This window comes from Nocardioides sp. IC4_145, assembly GCF_011250565.1.
In the GTDB taxonomy this organism is placed as follows: Bacteria; Actinomycetota; Actinomycetes; order Propionibacteriales; family Nocardioidaceae; genus Nocardioides.
In genome coordinates this window covers 53,967-70,044 of sequence record NZ_JAANMS010000016.1, presented here as the reverse complement: position 1 = coordinate 70,044, position 16,078 = coordinate 53,967, and the positions used below count along the sequence as shown (strand labels likewise).

16 protein-coding genes are annotated in these 16,078 nt (G+C 74.4%); 12 read left to right on the top strand and 4 right to left on the bottom strand.

Annotated features, from left to right (window positions below; translation table 11 throughout):
* The first annotated feature begins 32 nt into the window (after positions 1-32).
* The 3 genes from G6553_RS09185 to G6553_RS21720 all read left to right on the top strand — a co-directional run bounded on the left by G6553_RS09185 (position 33) and on the right by G6553_RS21720 (position 4,823).
* Positions 33-1,688, top strand: a complete 1,656-nt coding sequence (locus G6553_RS09185; protein ID WP_166191305.1) for a phospho-sugar mutase — start codon at positions 33-35, stop codon at positions 1,686-1,688.
* Positions 1,689-1,896: 208 nt separating this feature from the next.
* Positions 1,897-2,511 carry a hypothetical protein gene (locus tag G6553_RS09180; RefSeq protein ID WP_166191303.1) on the top strand — a complete coding sequence of 205 codons (615 nt, stop codon included), beginning with the start codon at positions 1,897-1,899 and terminating at the stop codon, positions 2,509-2,511.
* A 62-nt stretch (positions 2,512-2,573) separates the two neighbouring features.
* Positions 2,574-4,823, top strand: a complete 2,250-nt coding sequence (locus G6553_RS21720) for an Ig-like domain-containing protein (protein ID WP_166191301.1) — start codon at positions 2,574-2,576, stop codon at positions 4,821-4,823.
* Between the two features lie 159 nt (positions 4,824-4,982).
* Here G6553_RS21720 and G6553_RS09170 read toward each other — a convergent pair whose 3' ends face one another.
* The gene (locus G6553_RS09170; protein WP_166191299.1) at positions 4,983-5,594 is read right to left on the bottom strand and encodes a cytochrome d ubiquinol oxidase subunit II; all 612 of its coding nucleotides are present in this window, start codon (positions 5,592-5,594) and stop codon (positions 4,983-4,985) included.
* 69 nt (positions 5,595-5,663) lie between these two features.
* On the opposite strand from G6553_RS09170, the gene deoC reads away from it, so the two are divergent.
* The 4 genes from deoC (at position 5,664) to G6553_RS09150 (ending at position 7,970) form a co-directional block, all read left to right on the top strand.
* Positions 5,664-6,353 carry a deoxyribose-phosphate aldolase gene (gene deoC / locus G6553_RS09165; RefSeq protein WP_166191297.1) on the top strand — a complete coding sequence of 230 codons (690 nt, stop codon included), beginning with the start codon at positions 5,664-5,666 and terminating at the stop codon, positions 6,351-6,353.
* Positions 6,354-6,417: 64 nt separating this feature from the next.
* Positions 6,418-6,813: a Rieske (2Fe-2S) protein gene (locus G6553_RS09160; RefSeq protein ID WP_166191295.1), complete on the top strand. Its 396-nt coding sequence runs from the start codon at positions 6,418-6,420 to the stop codon at positions 6,811-6,813.
* A 45-nt stretch (positions 6,814-6,858) separates the two neighbouring features.
* The gene (locus G6553_RS09155) at positions 6,859-7,461 is read left to right on the top strand and encodes an ATP-binding protein (protein ID WP_166191293.1); all 603 of its coding nucleotides are present in this window, start codon (positions 6,859-6,861) and stop codon (positions 7,459-7,461) included.
* Complete coding sequence (locus tag G6553_RS09150; protein WP_166191291.1) at positions 7,458-7,970, top strand: hypothetical protein; 513 nt, start codon at positions 7,458-7,460, stop codon at positions 7,968-7,970. The genes G6553_RS09155 and G6553_RS09150 overlap by 4 nt, the downstream gene beginning before the upstream one ends.
* A gap of 2 nt (positions 7,971-7,972) precedes the next feature.
* Here G6553_RS09150 and G6553_RS09145 read toward each other — a convergent pair whose 3' ends face one another.
* Both G6553_RS09145 and G6553_RS09140 read right to left on the bottom strand, forming a co-directional pair.
* The gene (locus G6553_RS09145) at positions 7,973-8,947 is read right to left on the bottom strand and encodes a DUF559 domain-containing protein (protein WP_166191289.1); all 975 of its coding nucleotides are present in this window, start codon (positions 8,945-8,947) and stop codon (positions 7,973-7,975) included.
* 183 nt (positions 8,948-9,130) lie between these two features.
* Entirely contained in the window at positions 9,131-10,222 is a 1,092-nt protein-coding gene (locus tag G6553_RS09140; protein WP_166191287.1) for an adenosine deaminase, read from the bottom strand.
* A gap of 56 nt (positions 10,223-10,278) precedes the next feature.
* Here G6553_RS09140 and G6553_RS09135 point away from each other — a divergent pair, with 56 nt between their 5' ends.
* Positions 10,279-10,734 (top strand): MaoC family dehydratase, encoded by a 456-nt coding sequence (locus G6553_RS09135; RefSeq protein ID WP_166191285.1) that lies wholly within the window; start codon positions 10,279-10,281, stop codon positions 10,732-10,734.
* Between the two features lie 410 nt (positions 10,735-11,144).
* Here G6553_RS09135 and G6553_RS09130 read toward each other — a convergent pair whose 3' ends face one another.
* Entirely contained in the window at positions 11,145-11,762 is a 618-nt protein-coding gene (locus tag G6553_RS09130) for a TetR/AcrR family transcriptional regulator (protein ID WP_166191283.1), read from the bottom strand.
* 158 nt (positions 11,763-11,920) lie between these two features.
* Here G6553_RS09130 and G6553_RS09125 point away from each other — a divergent pair, with 158 nt between their 5' ends.
* The 4 genes from G6553_RS09125 (at position 11,921) to G6553_RS09110 (ending at position 16,052) form a co-directional block, all read left to right on the top strand.
* On the top strand, positions 11,921-14,101 hold the full coding sequence (locus G6553_RS09125) for an ABC transporter permease (RefSeq protein WP_166191281.1): 2,181 nt from the start codon (positions 11,921-11,923) through the stop codon (positions 14,099-14,101).
* 27 nt (positions 14,102-14,128) lie between these two features.
* Entirely contained in the window at positions 14,129-14,386 is a 258-nt protein-coding gene (locus G6553_RS09120) for an Rmf/CrpP family protein (RefSeq protein ID WP_166191279.1), read from the top strand.
* 87 nt (positions 14,387-14,473) lie between these two features.
* Complete coding sequence (locus tag G6553_RS09115) at positions 14,474-15,010, top strand: SigE family RNA polymerase sigma factor (protein ID WP_166191277.1); 537 nt, start codon at positions 14,474-14,476, stop codon at positions 15,008-15,010.
* Complete coding sequence (locus G6553_RS09110; RefSeq protein ID WP_166191275.1) at positions 15,003-16,052, top strand: hypothetical protein; 1,050 nt, start codon at positions 15,003-15,005, stop codon at positions 16,050-16,052. Before G6553_RS09115 ends, G6553_RS09110 begins: the two co-directional genes overlap by 8 nt.
* The last annotated feature ends 26 nt before the right edge of the window (positions 16,053-16,078 follow it).

The window sequence follows — 16,078 nt, the reverse complement described above, 5'->3', positions numbered from 1 at the left end:
GTGGCGGCGTCGGCGGCTCGTAGGGTGGCCCGGTGACGAACACCGCCGTTCCCGCCCTGCTCGACGCCGCCCGCGCCTGGATCGCCGAGGACCCCGACCCGCGCACGCGCAAGGAGCTCGAGCAGGTCCTGGCCCGGGTCGAGGCCGGCGACGCGGCGGCGGAGGCCGACCTGGCCGACCGGTTCGCCGGGACGCTGGAGTTCGGCACGGCCGGCCTGCGCGGCGCGATCGGCGCCGGCCCGAACCGGATGAACCGGGTCGTCGTCACCCGCGCGGCGGCCGGCCTCGTGGCGTACCTCAAGGACACCGGCGCCACCGGCCCCGTCGTCATCGGGTACGACGCCCGGCACGACAGCGACGTCTACGCCCGCGACACCGCGGAGGTCGTGACCGGCGCCGGCCTGGTCGCGCACGTGCTGCCGCGGCCGCTGCCGACCCCGCTCCTCGCGTACGCGATCCGCGAGCTCGGCTGCTCGGCCGGCGTGATGGTGACCGCCAGCCACAACCCGCCCCAGGACAACGGCTACAAGGTCTACCTCGGCGACGGCAGCCAGATCGTGCCGCCCGCCGACGAGGAGATCGCCGCCCGGATCGCGGCCGTCGGCCCGGTCGCCGACGTGCCGCGCGGCGGCGGAGGCACCGTGCTCGACGAGAGCATCCTCGACCGGTACCTCGACACCATCGCGGGCCTCGCTGCCGACGGCCCCCGCGACCTCGACATCGTCTACACGCCGCTGCACGGCGTCGGCGGCACCGCGGTCGCGCAGGTGCTGGAGTCGGCCGGCTTCTCCGAGCCGCGGGTCGTCGCCGAGCAGGAGCACCCCGACCCGGACTTCCCGACCGTCGCCTTCCCCAACCCCGAGGAGCCCGGGGCGATGGACCTCGCGATGGCGCTCGCCGAGCAGCACGGCGCCGACCTCGTCGTCGCCAACGACCCCGACGCCGACCGCTGCGCCGCGGCCGTCCCCGGGCCGCACGGCTGGCGGATGCTGCGCGGCGACGAGGTCGGCGCGCTGCTGGCCCACGCGCTGCTGACGGCCGGCAAGCAGGGCACGTACGCCACCTCGATCGTCTCCTCCTCGCTGCTCGGCAAGATGGCGGCGGCGCACGGCCAGCCCTACGCCGAGACGCTCACCGGCTTCAAGTGGATCGGCCGGGTCGAGGGACTCGCGTTCGGCTACGAGGAGGCGCTCGGCTACTGCGTCGACCCCGAGCACGTCAAGGACAAGGACGGTGTCTCCGCGCTGCTGCTGCTCTGCGAGCTCGCCGCTCGCGCGAAGGCCGAGGGCCGCGGCCTCGTCGACCTGCTCGACGACATCGCGCTCGAGCACGGGCTGCACGCGACCGACCAGCTGTCGGTCCGGGTCACCGACCTCGCCGAGATCGGCGCCGCGATGGAGCGGCTGCGCACCACCCCGCCGGCCGAGCTGGGCGGGCTCGCCGTCGAGCGGGTCGACGACCTCGCCACCGGCTCGGCCGACCTTCCCCCGACCGAGGGACTGCGCTACTCCCTCGCCGGTGGCGCGCGCGTCGTCGTACGCCCCAGCGGGACGGAGCCGAAGCTGAAGTGCTACCTCGAGGTGGTCGTGCCCGTCGCCCCCGAGGACGGTGTCGACGCCGCCCGCATCCACGCCGTCGGCCGGCTCGACGCCCTGCGCAGCGGCATCAAGGCCGCGGCGGGCATCTGACGCGCTCCCCCGGCCACCTCCGCCGTTCGCCCCAGTGCCGCACCGGCCCAGGTGGGCCAGGCCACATGGCCCACCTGGGCCAGGGGGAGCGCCGGTCGGTCGCACCTGTCGCTCGGAGGGGTCATCCGCGGCCGGAGCCCAGGACAGGGCTGCTGCCGGAGCCGCAGGGTGGTCTGGACAACCCCCACAGCCTCAGGAGCAGCTCCTCATGCGCACCCCCACTCCCCGCACCGGCAAGATCGTCGCCGCGGCCGCCACCCCGCTCGCCGTGCTGGCCGCCGCGGGTCTGGTCTGGCAGTCGTCGTACGCCGCGTTCAGCGGCACGACCCGCAACTCCGGCAACGAGTGGTCGACCGGCGCGGTCGCGCTGACCGACGACGACAACGGCAGCGCGCGCTTCCAGGTCGCCGGCATGGTCCCCATGCAGACCGATACCAAGTGCATCAAGGTCACGGCGAACGCCACCGTGCCCGGCACCGTCCAGGGCTACGCGGTGAACCCCGTGGTCTCGGCGCAGGGCCTGGAGAACCACATCAAGGTCGAGGTGACCTCCGGCGACGGCGGCGGCTTCGGCTCGTGCGACGGCTTCGTCGCGGCGCAGTCCGTGATCCCGGCCGGCACCAGCCTCGCCCAGCTCGCGCAGTTCAGCGCGTACGACGACGCCCTGGGCGGCTGGGACGTCCCGGCCGGCACGCACTCGCGGACCTACCAGATCACCTGGAAGTTCGACACCGCCACGCTGACGCAGGCGCAGGTCGACCAGCTCCAGGGCGCGAAGACCGGTATCGACTTCCAGTGGGAGCTGCGCAGCAACGACAGCTGAACCGGCTGACCACCAGCACGACCGATCCACCGCGCCTCCGCGCACACTCGGAAGGAGGGACCGTGGCCGACACCACCACGGCCGACGTCCACGGACCCTCCTCCCCCGACCCCAGCGGCACCCCCGCCGGACCCCCGGGCGACTCCCCCGACGACCCCCCGGACGGGAGCACCGACGACCGCACGAGCGCCGCGGGCCTCACGACGGCTTGGGGCGGTCTCGCCGTGCTCTTCGCCGCCCGCGCCTACCGCGCCGTGCTGCTCACCCTGGCCGTGATCGCCACCCTCCCGCTCCTGTGGAGCTGGAGCTCCCACGTCATCCGAACGGGCTCGATGGAGCCCGGCATCACCGTCGGTGACGTCGTCGTCGCCCGGCCGTTCACCGACCTCGAGGACGTGCCCCTCGGCCGAGTCATGGTCTTTGCGAACCCGGCCGTGACCGACCACGAGCAGCTGCTCGTCCACCGGGTGGTCTCCGACCTCGACGGCGGCGAATGGGCCACGGCCGGGGACGCCAACCGCGACATCGACACCACCCCGGTCCGGCGCGAGCACCTGCAGTCGCGGGCGATGCTGCTCGTGCCGTTCGTCGGCAAGCCGTTCGTCTGGTCGGCCGACCGCGACTTCGTGCCGCTCGCCGGCTGGGCGCTGCTGACCTGCGCGGCGTTCGCCCTGGCGCGGCGCAGGCCCACGCGCGACCCCGCTGCGCCCACTGCCCGGCGACGCCGGCCGCCGCGGCCGCCGCGGACACCGCGTGCCCGCCGCGCCCCGCACCGCCCCCGGCTGGTCCCGGAGGCACCGGCCCTGGCCCGCTCGCTGCTCCCCGTCCTCGCCGTGGCGCTCCTTCCGGCCCTCGTGTGGTCGGGGAGCGCGAACGCCTCGTTCACCTCGACCACGTCGACGACGGGCAGCACGTGGACCGTCGCCTCGACGATCGTCACGTCCGTCACGCTGGACGACCCGTCCGAGGCGGTCCGCGGGACCGTCGCGCTGACCGCGACCGTCACCGGCACGCCCGCCCCGGGCACGACGGTCCGCATCGACTACGCGCCGGCCGACACCACGACGTGGCGCACCATCTGCACGACCACCGCTGCGCCGTACACCTGCAGCTGGTCGACCACCGGCCTCACCAACCAGGAGTACGACCTCCGCGCCGTGCTCGTGTCCGGCTCCGCGACGATGACCTCCCCGGTGGTGGAGGCGGTGTACGTCGACAACGTCGCTCCGTCCGTCGTCATGCAGGACCCCGGGTCGCCGCTCCGCGGTGTCGTGACCCTCTCCGCCAGCGCCGCCGACGCGCACTCGGGCATCGACCGGGTCGTGGTCCAGCACGCCGTCGCCGGCACGACGGCCTGGCGCGACGCCTGCACGGTCACCGACGCGCCGTACGCCTGCCGGTTCGACACCACCTCGCTGCTCGACGGCAGCTACTCCTTCCGCGCCGTCGCGACCGACGTCGCCGGCGGCACGACCACGTCCTCCGTCATGGCCAACCGCACCGTCGACAACCGTGTCGCCTCCGTCTCGGTGGCCGACCCCGGCGCCTACCTCGGCGGCACCGTCCAGGTCAGCGCCGCGGCGTACTCCCCCTCGGGCGTGGTCTCGGTGCGCATCCAACGAGCCGTGGCCGGGACGACGACCTGGACCGACCTCTGCACCGACACGACGGCGCCGTACTCCTGCTCGTGGGACACGACCACCGTGCCCAGCGGCTCCTACGACCTGCGCGCCGTGCTCCTCGACCGTGCCGGACGCACCACGACGTCAGCGACCGTCGCCGCCCGCCGGGTCGACAACAGCCCCCTGCGCGCCCTCGACGTGCAGACCCTCCAGGGTGGCCAGACGCTGGGCCGGATCGAGCGGGGCGACAGCCTGCTGCTCACCTACAGCGGCGACGTGCGGACCGCGACGATCACCCCGGGCTGGACGGGTTCGGCGATCGGCGTGACCGTCCGCGTGCGGGACGGCAACCTCCTCGGCCGCGGCAACCGGGGCGACACGCTCGACGTCCTGCGCAACGGCAGCCCCGTGGAGCTCGGCTCCGTCGACCTCAGGGAGGACTACGTCAAGTCGTCCCGCACCGTGCAGTTCGCGGCCACGATGACGGCTGCCACGGTCACCGTCGACGGGGTCCCGGTGACCCGGGTGACGATCGTCCTGGGGTCACAGACAAGCGGCGCGTCGGTGCGGACCAGCAGCACCGCGACCAGCATGGTGTGGACGCCGTCGACCGCGGTGCTCGACCTGGCCGGCCGGCAGGCCGCAGCGACCCCCGTGACGGAGAGCGGACCGGTCGACCGGGACTGGTGACCGAGGGCCCCGACCGTCCGGGGCCGCCGGGTTGCGTCGTGCTCGGTTCTCTCGTTGACCGACGTCAGTTCTGCCACCGGCTGCTGGACCCGACGGCGCTCGTCGCACTGCTTCGGACGTTCCGCGAGTCGATGCGCTGAGGGAAATCGACCTACGCGCTCAGAGGAGCACGGTCACGACGAGGGCGACGACGCCCACGACGAGCAGGCCGATCTCGACCCAGGCCGGCGTGCGCCGCACCTCTGCGCTGAGCGCGGCGACCTCCGGCGATCCGCGGCGGACGTCGAGCCGCTTGCGCTCCTCCGTGACGAGCTGGTCGATCCGGTTCTCGACGAGGTCGGGGTACGACGGCGCCTGGGGCGTCGCGAGGACGTCACCGCGGCGGGGGTCGCGCTTGGGCGGCCGGGTCGAGGCGAGCGTGGCGCGCAGGGTGTGGCCGATGGCGGGCGAGACGTACCGCTTGTCCCCCACGCGCACGGCCAGCACCTGCCGCACGACGACCTCCTCGACGGCGGCGAGCGGGATGGAGACGGTCTCCAGCATGTTGACCAGCACGAGCCGCCGGTCGGCGACCCTGACCCGGGGCTTGAGCAGCGCGGCCCAGGCGAGCACCGCGACGAGGAACGCGCCGGCGACCACCGGTGCCGGGAAGTCGTCGACGATGCCGAGGACCAACGTGCCGACGGCGGCGACGAGCGCGAGGATGCCGACGCCGCGTCCGTTGGTGGGTCGGAAGCGCTCGGCGACCTCGTCGGGTGCTGCCTCGACCACCGGTTGCTCCTCCTTGATCCGCTCCGCCCGCCGTCCTGGCGAGCACGACGTCGAGCCTATGCTGAGGCGGTGAGCGAACCCTCCATCACCCAGGTCGCCCGGGCCATCGACCACACGCTGCTGAAGCCGGAGGCCACCCACGCCGACGTCGAGGCGCTGGTGGCCGAGGCCGTCGAGCTCGGGACGTACTCCGTCTGCGTCTCCCCCTCGATGCTCCCCGTCGCCGTCCCCGAGGGCAGCGACCTGAAGGTGGCCGTCGTCTGCGGCTTCCCCAGCGGCAAGCACACCTCCGCGGTCAAGGCCGCCGAGGCCGCTGAGTCGGTCGCTCTCGGCGCCGACGAGATCGACATGGTCATCGACGTCGGCGCCGCGAAGGAGGGCCGGTACGACGCCGTCGAAGCCGACATCGCCGCCGTCCGCGCCGCGGCGCCCGCGCCCACCGTGCTGAAGGTCATCATCGAGTCCGCCGCACTGACCGACGACGAGATCGTCGGCGTCTGCCGGGCGGCCGCCGCGGCCGGTGCCGACTTCGTGAAGACCTCGACCGGGTTCCACCCCTCCGGCGGCGCCTCCGAGCACGCCGTGCGACTGATGGCCCAGACGGTCCCCGACCTGCAGGTCAAGGCTTCCGGCGGCGTGCGCACCCTCGACCAGGCCCGCGCCATGATCGCCGCCGGCGCCACCCGCCTCGGCGTCTCCGGCAGCCGCGCGCTCCTCTCCTCCGACGGCGACCGGCCCACCGGCTCCGCCGGCTACTGACCCCCTCCCCACCGAGTCGTCACTCCGGGTCAGTCGAGTCGGTCGGGGTGGGTACCGGCCGGGCATGAGCGACGACAAGCGCCCCAGCGTCCCCCTGGCCGAGCTCGCTGGCGGCAAGGTCCGCCTCGTCGGGCAGTGGGTGGTCGGCCTCCGCCGCACGACCGACACCCAGGACCCCACGGAGCGCACGGGCGAGCCGTTCGCGGTCTCGCGGCGTTGCCGGCACCAGCTCGCCGACCTCAGCAAGGGGCACATCGACGCCGACGGCTGCCTGGTCTGCCCCTGGCACCAGAGCAGGTACGACGTCAGCACTGGGAAGATGGTCGACGGCCCGAAGGGGTTCCTGACCTACCACGGGCCGGCGCGGGGCTACCGCCAGTTCGTGGCGGCGTACTCCAAGGTCCTCAAGCTCCGACGTGGCCGTGCCCGCGTCGTCGCGGACCGGGTCGAGGTCGACTGAGGCGCCGGCTGAGGGGATCGGGGCGGGCCACGGCAGAATGCCCCGGTGCGCGCCCGGGTGATCGTCCTCGCCGGCCCCTCGGGGTCGGGCAAGTCCCGCCTGGCGGAGCGGATGGGGCTGCCGGTGCTGCGCCTCGACGACTTCTACAAGTCCGGCGGCGACCCGACGCTCCCCCGCATCGAGCACGGCGCGAACGCCGGCATGGTCGACTGGGACCACCCCGACTCCTGGCTGCCCGACGACGCCCTCGCCACGATGCGCGTGCTGTGCGAGGAGGGCCGCGCCGAGGTGCCGGTCTACGACATCGCGCACGACGGCCGCTGCGGGTGGCAGACGCTCGACCTCGAGGGGTCGCGGTTCTTCGTCGCCGAGGGCATCTTCGCCCCTGACGTCGTCCGGCCGGCGCGCGAGGCGGGGCTGCTCGCCGCGGCCTACTGCATCCGCCGCTCCCCCCTGCGCACCTTCTGGCTCCGGCTCCAGCGCGACCTGCGCGAGCATCGCAAGCCGCCGCTGGTGCTGGTCCGCCGCGGCATCGCCCTCATGCGCGCCCAGCGTGAGGTCGTCGCCGACGCGGTCGCCAAGGGATGCGTGCCGATGACCCCCGACGAGGCCTGCGCCGACGTGCGCCGGCTCACCGCCGAGCCGTGACCCTCCCCTGGGGCGCGGCGCTGCGCCAGCCCGACCGGCTCTCGTGCGGGGCATCGGTGCTGGTGGCGGTGCGCATGCTCGCCGACGAGGAGTACGCCGCGACGGCCGGGCGGTCCTTCGCCGCCGAGGTGCTCGCGCTGCACCGCCGGGTGACCGGTCCCCGCTCCCGGGACGGCCGTCTGCAGCTGCCCTGGCCACGCTCCCTCGGCACGCCCCCGTGGGCGGTGGCCCGCGAGCTCGCGCTGGTCACCGGCGTCCGCCACCGCGTCCGCCGCGCCCGGTGGTCCACGCTCCACGCCGCGGCCGGCCCGTCCGCCCTCTACGTCGGCAACCGCTGGCTCCCCCGCCACGTGGTGCTCGTGCTCGACATCGACGAGCGGCGCCTGCGCCTCTACGACCCCTCCCACGGCGGCCCGGTGACCGTCACCCGGGAGGCGTTCGAGACCGGCCGGCTCCGCGTGGCCGGCTGGGACCGCCCGTGGGTCGTCGTGGTTCCGGTCTGCCGCTGACGTCATCCGGAGCGAGCAGGCGGGTGCTCCGTCCGCATGACGTCCCGGTCCTGGACCGGCCCCGCGGCGAGCACCTGCTCGATCTGGCCGTAGAACGTGTCCGGCTCGAGCCGCAGGCCCAGCATCGGGACACGCAGGACCCGGTCACCGGCCAGGACGAGGTCGTTCTGCCGGACGGCGTCGCCCACGACGTGGTCGGCCCAGGCGTGCTGGATGCCGTCGACCTCGACGACCACCCGGTGCGCGGGCCAGTGGAGGTCGAGGACGTACCGGCCGTGGCGCCCCCGCCGGACGACCTGCCGGGCCGGCGCCGGCAGGCCGCGGCGTACCAGCTCCCGCACGATCGCCGCCTCGTCCAGCGTCCGCGCCCCCTCCAGCAGCTCGTGCACCACCTGCTGCACCAGAACCCGGCGGCGGTCCCGCCGCACCCGCAGCGCCTCGGTCCCCACCTCCTCCGCGGTCGCGAGACCCTGCTGCACCGTCAGGGTCAGGAGGTACGCCGCCTGCCGGTCGGTCCGTGCCCAGAGTGCCGCGCGGACGGCCGCCGTGGCCGGCCGGGTCCGAGGCACCCCGGTCGGCACGACGTCCGCGGCGTCCCAACGCCGCGTCTGCCGGATGTCGTAGCGCCGGTCCCGTCGCACCCGGGCTCCTCGAGGCACCGACACCCGGATCCGGTCCACGTCGTACCGCTGCAAGCCACTCGCCAGCAGCGCCGACGCGCCGTCGAGGCACGCGCGCGGCCCGCCCTGGAAGACCGCGGCCCAGTGGTGGCCGGCGTCGCTGATGGTCGCGTTGTGCAGGCACACCGACTGGGCGCCGACCAGCTGCCACCGTCGGGCCCTGACCTGGCCGCGGACCTGCCACCGGGTGACCCCGACCGCGTAGAGCTGGCGTCGGGACACCACCCCGCCCTGGGCGGCTGCCAGCGCGCGGGCGGAGCGGAAGGCGTCGAGGTCGTGGGGCGGCTGCGCAGGCATGCGGCCACGCTCGCCGTCGCAGGCACCGGTGGCGCTCGGCCGGCGACCCGGCTGTGGACGGCCGCGCCGCGCCGCGTCCTGTGCACCGGAGGTGGCCTCAGAACGCACCGCGGACGTCATGCGGAGCGTGGGAGCGGGTGCTCCGTCCGCATGACGTCCGCGAGGGGCTTCAACCCAGCGCGATCAGCCGGCCAGGGCGGCGTACCCCGGCTTGATGACGGCGGAGATGATCTCCAGCCGCTGGTCGAAGGGCAGGAACGCCGACTTCATCGCGTTGATGGTGAACCACTCGAGGTCGCGCGCGCCGTAGCCGAACGCCTCGACGAGCGACCACATCTCCTCGGTCATCGAGGTGCCGCTCATCAGCCGGTTGTCGGTGTTGACCGTGACGCGGAACCTCAGCTCCTTGAGCAGCCCGATGGGGTGCTCGGCGATCGAGGCGGCAGCGCCGGTCTGGAGGTTGGACTTCGGGCACATCTCCAGCGGGATGCGGGTGTCGCGGACGTACGCCGCGAGCCGGCCGAGCTCGACGCGGCCGTCCTCGCCGACGGTGATGTCGTCGATGATCCGCACGCCGTGGCCGAGCCGGTCGGCGCCGCACCACTGGATGGCCTGCCAGATCGACGGCAGCCCGAACGCCTCGCCGGCGTGGATGGTGAAGTGGGAGTTCTCGCGCTGGAGGTACTCGAACGCGTCGAGGTGCCGGGTGGGCGGGTAGCCCGCCTCCGCGCCGGCGATGTCGAAGCCGGCGACGCCGCGGTCGCGCCAGGCGACGGCGAGCTCGGCGATCTCCATCGAGCGGGCCTGGTGCCGCATCGCGGTGAGCAGCTGACGCACGACGATCCGGTCGCCGGCGGCCGAGCAGCCCTCGTCGAACCCGCGCTGCACCGCCGCGACGACCTCGTCGAGGCTGAGCCCGCCGCGGACGTGCTGCTCGGGGGCGTAGCGGACCTCGGCGTACACCACGCCGTCCGCCGCCAGGTCCTCCACGCACTCGCGGGCGACGCGGGTCAGCGCGTCCGCGGTCTGCATGACGCCGACGGTGTGGTCGAAGGTCTCCAGGTAGCGCTCCAGCGACCCCGAGTCGGCCGACTCGGTGAACCAGCGGCCGAGCTCCTCGGCACCGCCGCTCACGGGCAGCTCGTGGCCGCAGCCGGCGGCGAGCTCGACGATCGTCTGCGGGCGGAGCCCACCGTCGAGGTGGTCGTGCAGGAGGACCTTCGGTGCCCGGTGCACCTGCTCCTTGGTCAGCGGGGCGGGGGCACTATCTTGCATGCGGACCATCCAAGCACCCCGCTGCTCGTCGTCAACATCGCTGCAAGGAGCACCCCATGCGCACGTTCGCCAGCTTCGAGGAGGTCGCCGAGGCGGCCGGGACCGACATCGGGTCGACCGACTGGGTGGAGGTTGACCAGCAGCGGGTGGACCGGTTCGCGGAGGCCACCGGCGACCACCAGTGGATCCACGTCGACGTCGAGCGCGCCAGGACCGGCCCCTTCGGCGGCACCATCGCCCACGGCTACCTCACCCTGTCGCTGGTGCCGTGGCTCGGCAGCCAGGTCTTCCAGCTCGACACCCCCGGCGCGAAGCTGAACTACGGCGTCAACAAGGTCCGCTTCCCGAACCCGGTGCTCGTCGGGAAGCGCATCCGCGGTCACGTCGCCTTCGGCGAGGTCACCGACATCCCCGCCGGCAAGCAGCTGGTCATCAGGTACACGGTCGAGATCGAGGGCGAGGCCAAGCCCGCCTGCGTCGCCGAGACCGTCGTCCTGCTCCTCGCCGACTGAGCCCTCCGGTCCGTCCGGCCCGCTAGCGCCGCCGCCGGAAGAGGTCGCGCGGACGCCCGGGGCGGTCGGGGGCGGCTGGGTCGTGGACGTCGTCGACGGGAGCGAACGACCCCGGCGACGCGGCGTACCGCGCCCGCATCGCCTGCTCCAGCGTCGCGTCGCGTCGGGCACCGCCGCGTCGTACGCCGCGTCGAGCTCCTCGGGGCTGAACGACTCCGTGGCCGCGTGCAGCAGCCCGCCGTTCATCACCGTGCCGTGGACGAGCAGCACGTCCGCGAGCGCGACGTCCCCGGGCCCGTCGCCCGGCGCGGCCAGGGGCGCGTCCATCGCCCGCTGCCAGATGAGGTCGGGCACGTCGTCGTCCGGGGCGGGGTGCTCGTCGCGCACCCCGCGGGTGGTGGCACGACGGCTCAGGCGTGGAACGCCGCCGTGACCGGCGCCTGCAGCAGCCCGCCGACCGCGTCGCACAGGAACGCGCCGGCCGCACGCCACGGCGGGGGCTCGCCCGAGACCCGGGCCCGCTCCTCGATCTCGGCGCAGGCGGTGATGACGACGTGCACGGTCAGCCGGGCGCGCGCCTCGACGACGCCGCGATCGAGGTGGGCGAGCCGCTCGGCGGCCGAGACGACGATGCGCCCGGAGGTGGGGAACCGGCCCGTGCCCGCACGCATCAGCTCGGTGGTGGTCGGGTCGCTCAGCGCCTGCTGCAGGAACCGCGCACGCCACGACGGCGTCGGGAGCTCCGCGAAGGAGTCCGTCAAGGGGATGACGAGCGCGCGGACGTCTCCCAGGAGGGAGTCGGACTGCGCGAACATCCGCTGCTGGGCGGGCTCGACCGCCGCGCGGTGACGCTCGAGCAGCGCCTCGACCAGGCCGGTGCGGCCGGCGAAGTAGTAGCGCACCGCCGAGTGGTTGCTGTTGCCCGCGGCCTCGGCGACCTGGCGGTCCGAGACCGTGGCGATGCCCCGCTCCGCGAAGAGCCGCTCGGCGGCGTCGAGCAGGGGCACCCGGGCGTCCGGACGCGGCATGTCTCCCTCTCGATCGGCGGCAGGAGAAGCCCCGACCCTAGCGCTTTCCCCGTATTACGCCACTTGGCTTACTATCGACGGCGAGCCCGTCCGGGCGCGAGGACGACCAGCGGCACGCCAACACTGCGGCCGCGCGAGAGGCACAGGACCCGCCGACGATGACCGACCGACAAGACCTGAGCGGGCCGGGCGACCCGGCCGCGACGGACGCGAAGTACCCGCCGCCCCCGCCGGAGACCCCGGCCGAGCGCAAGGGCCGGATGGCCGCCCTGTTCGTGATGCCGTTCCTGATCGTGACGATGATGTACGCGACGTACATGGGCACGATGCACGACCCGCAGCCGCGCGACCTGCCGGTGGCCGCCGTCGGCGAGGGCGCGGCCGCCGACCGGTTCGCGGACCGGCTCGAGGCGGAGTCCGACGGCGCCCTCGACGTACGCCGTGTGGACGACGTCTCCGACGTCGAGGACCTCGTCGCGGACGAGGAGATCGCCGGCGCGATCTCGGTCCCCGCCCAGGGCGGGACGGCGACGATCCACCGCGCCATGGCCGGCGGCGCCTCCCAGGCCACGCTCGTCGACCGCACGCTCGGCGCCGCGGCGGTCGCGGAGTCCTGGCAGGTGGAGACCGTCGACCTCGCGCCGCTGCCCGACGGGGACGGTTCGGGCACCATGGTCCTGTTCGCCGCGATGGGCATGATGCTCGCCGGCTACGTCCCGCTGAGCGCCATGCTGCTCGGGACGCCCAACCTGCTCCGCGTGCGCCGCTTCCTGCCGATCGCGGTCGGCTGGGGCGCGCTGACCAGCTCGCTGATCTGGCTGATCCTCGGGCCGATCGTCGGCGCCGTCGACGGGCACTACCCGCTGTTCCTGGGCGTCGGCACGCTCGCGGTCACCGCGGTCGCCGCGGCGCAGCTGCTGTTCACCAAGGTCCTCGGGCCGTTCGCCGTGCTCCTCGGGATGCTCCTGCTGGTCGTCTTCGGCGTGCCGGCGTCCAACCTCGCCCTCTCGATCCACACGATGCCAGGGTTCCTCCAGTGGCTGCACGAGCTGCTCCCGCTGCCGGCCGCCGGCGAGGCCCTCCGGTCGGCGATCTACTTCGACGGCGTCGGCTTCTGGGGCCACGTGCTGACGCTCGCCGTCTGGCTGGTCGCCGGCGCTGGCCTGGCGTTCCTCAAGGAGCGCCGCTCGGGGACGATGATCGTCGGCGGCCCGCTCTACACCGAGCCGGACGCCCCGCTCCCGGCGCTGTCCGGCGGACCGGTCGCGCCGTACCGCCGCCGCCTGGTCGCCGTGGCGCTGTTCCCCCTGAGCATCCTCGTCACCGTCGTCACCGTGATGAGCCTGTCGATGCACCAACCCGACATCCACGACATGCCGGTCGCGGTCGTCGGCCCGGCCGACGCCGCCGGGCAGGTGGTCGACCAGCTCGAGCCCGGCCTCGGCGACTACCTCGACCTCGAGGTGGTCGACTCCGAGGACGAGGCCGCCGACCTCATCCGCAGCCAGGACCTCGTGGCGGCGTACGTCCTGCCGACCACGCAGGGCGGGAGCCCGACCCTGGTCACCGCCGCCGGCGCGGGCGCCAGCCAGCAGTCGACCGTGGTCCAGATGTTCTCCGCCGTGGCGGCCGAGGGCGGGAGCGAGATCGCCACCGAGGACATCGCGCCGCTGACCGACGACGACACCGCCGGCAGCAACAGCATGTACGTCGGGATGGGCTGGATCATGGCCGGGTTCCTGTTCTTCGCCGTCATGCGCGGCGGGGCGCCCGACCTCACCCGCACCCGCCAGCTGATGCCGCTCGTCGCGGGGTGGTCGCTCGGCATCTCGGTCTGGTTGTGGTTCCTCTACGACGTGCTCATCGGCGCGGTCAACGGGCACGCGCTCGAGCTCATCGGCTACGGCACGCTGACCGTCTTCGCGGTCGCCTGGGCGAGCGCGACCCTGATCCGGGTCGGCGGCCTGGGTGCGCTGGTCCCGGTGATGATCGTCGTGATGCTGGCCGGCGTGCCGGCCTCCGGCGGCGGGCTGTCGATCTACATGGTGCCGGACTTCTTCCGTCCGCTCGCCGACGTGCTGCCGCTGCCCGCCGCGGTCGACCTGGCCCGCTCGATCGTCTACCTCGACGGGACCGGCGTGGGCGGCGACCTCCTGGTGATCGCGATCTGGGGCGCTGTCGGCCTGGCGCTGAACTACCTGGTGGTCGACCGCTGGCTCGACCGGCCCGGTGCGCGCCCGCACGCGCCGATGGGTCCGCGCCACGTGCCTGAGCGTCCCAAGAAGACGGCCGAGACCGACAAGGACGCACTGGCGTCCGCCGGCGGTCGGGCGGGCTGAGCGGGTGGCCGGGCCGGACCCCGCGGCGTGACCAGCGCGGACCACGCCCCGCCGCGGGCCACCCGCCGGTTCCTCGTGGAGGCGTGGCACGAGGGCGTGCTCGCCGCCCGGGCCGGCCGTCCGCTCTCCGACTGCCCGCACCTCCCGCCGTACGCCGGAGCCGACCGCCTGCTGGCACTGTGGTGGCTGCGGGGGCATCAGGTGGTGACCCGCCGAGCAGCCGCCCTCGGGGCCGACCCGTCGGCGCGCTCCCCGGCGGCCCCCCAACCCCCCGAGCCCTCCTGAGCCTCCTGAGCGGCCCCGCGGACCGGGGACCGGCGTGACAACCTTTCGCACGGTCCCGGCGGTTCAGGTGGCTGAGGAGCGTGACGGATGGAGCGGAGCACGGTGGACGAGCCGGCGGCAGCACGGCGCAATCAGCGCGCCGTCACGTTCGAGGGGTTCGTGGCGGCGCGCGGCGACGCGTTGTGGCGCGCCGCCTGGTTGTTGACCGGCGACCACCAGCTGGCGGAGGACCTGGTCCAGACGGCGCTGGCCAGGAGCTGGCGGGCTTGGGAGCGCGTGGGTCCGGAGGCGTTCGAGGCCTACGTCCGCCGCACGATGTTCACGACGTACGCCTCGTGGTGGCGGCGGAAGTGGCGCGGCGAGCGCCCCACCGCCGACCTCCCCGAGGGACCCGCGCCAGGGTCGGACAGCAGCGCGCGGCTGGACCTGGTCACCGCGCTGGCGACGCTGCCCCGCGGTCAGCGGGCAGTGGTCGTGCTGCGCTACTTCGAGGACCTCAGCGAGCGCGAGACCGCCGAGGCGCTCGGCATCGGTGTCGGCACGGTCAAGAGCCAGGCCTCCCGAGCGCTGCGGTCCCTGCGCTCCTCGCCCCACGTCGCCCGAGAGGAGCTCGCAGGTGGATGACGAGAAGTGGCTCCGCGAGGGTCTCCACGAGGTGGTCCCCGAACCGCAGCCAGCACCCGATCGGGCCACCGGCGCGATGCGCAGGGCACGCGCGGCCGCCCGGCTCCGCACCACGGCTCTGGTGGGCGGAGCGGCGGGCGCCGCCGTGGCCGTCGCCGTCGCGACCACGTCCCTGACCGGTGGCCCTGCGGTTCACGACCCCACGGACCGGTCGGCGGTCGACGCCCCCGTCGCGGCCAAGGACTGCCCTCCGGCGCCAGCCGGAGGGCGCGACCCGGGCTTCTTCGACGAGGCCCGCGACGGCGCTCCCGACGTCGTCCCGCAGGGCGCGACCTCGGCCCGCCTGTGCCCCGGCAACGGTCACCGGCTCGAGGTGCCGCCCGAGGTCCTGACCGTCGGGGTCGACCGTCTCGTCGACGCCGTCAACGAGCTCCCGCGGCCCGAGGACGGCCTCGCGTGCACCGAGGAACTGGGCTACGGCTACCGCATCGTCTTCGGCTACCCCGACGGCAGCCGCTACCACGTCTCCGGCGCGCTGTACGGCTGCGGGCTCGTCGTCGTCGGGGCCGCCCAGCGCCAGGGCGCCGACGAGCTGCTGCGGGAGTACGCCGCCCTGCTGCGTGAGCAGCGCGCCGGCGCGGAGCCGCCCGCGCTCCCACCCGACCGGACGACCGTCGACTGCGGAGAAGGGGCCCGCGCCGCAGCCGTCGCCCGCCCGGACGAGCTCGAGCTGGCCGTGCTGTGCGTGCGGACAGCGGACGGGATGCGACGGGCGGAGGTCGCGGCGGTCGAGCTGGCAGTGCTCCGTGCCGACCTGCGCGGGGAGCTCCCCCGCGTGCCGTTCCGCAGCTGCCCAGAGGCGCCGCAGCTGTCCCTGGTCGGCCTGACCGCCCTGGGCGAGCGCGTCGCACTGCCCTCGGTCTGCGGGACCTGGCAGCTGTCCGTGCCGGACCCGTGGAGCACCTCGGGGTGGCCCCGCTCGTGGTCGCCCGGGCCCGCGGCGCGTGAGGTCCTGGACGACCTCGTCGCTCGCGCGCGGTGACGCCGAGGAAGCACGCCCGACGGGCC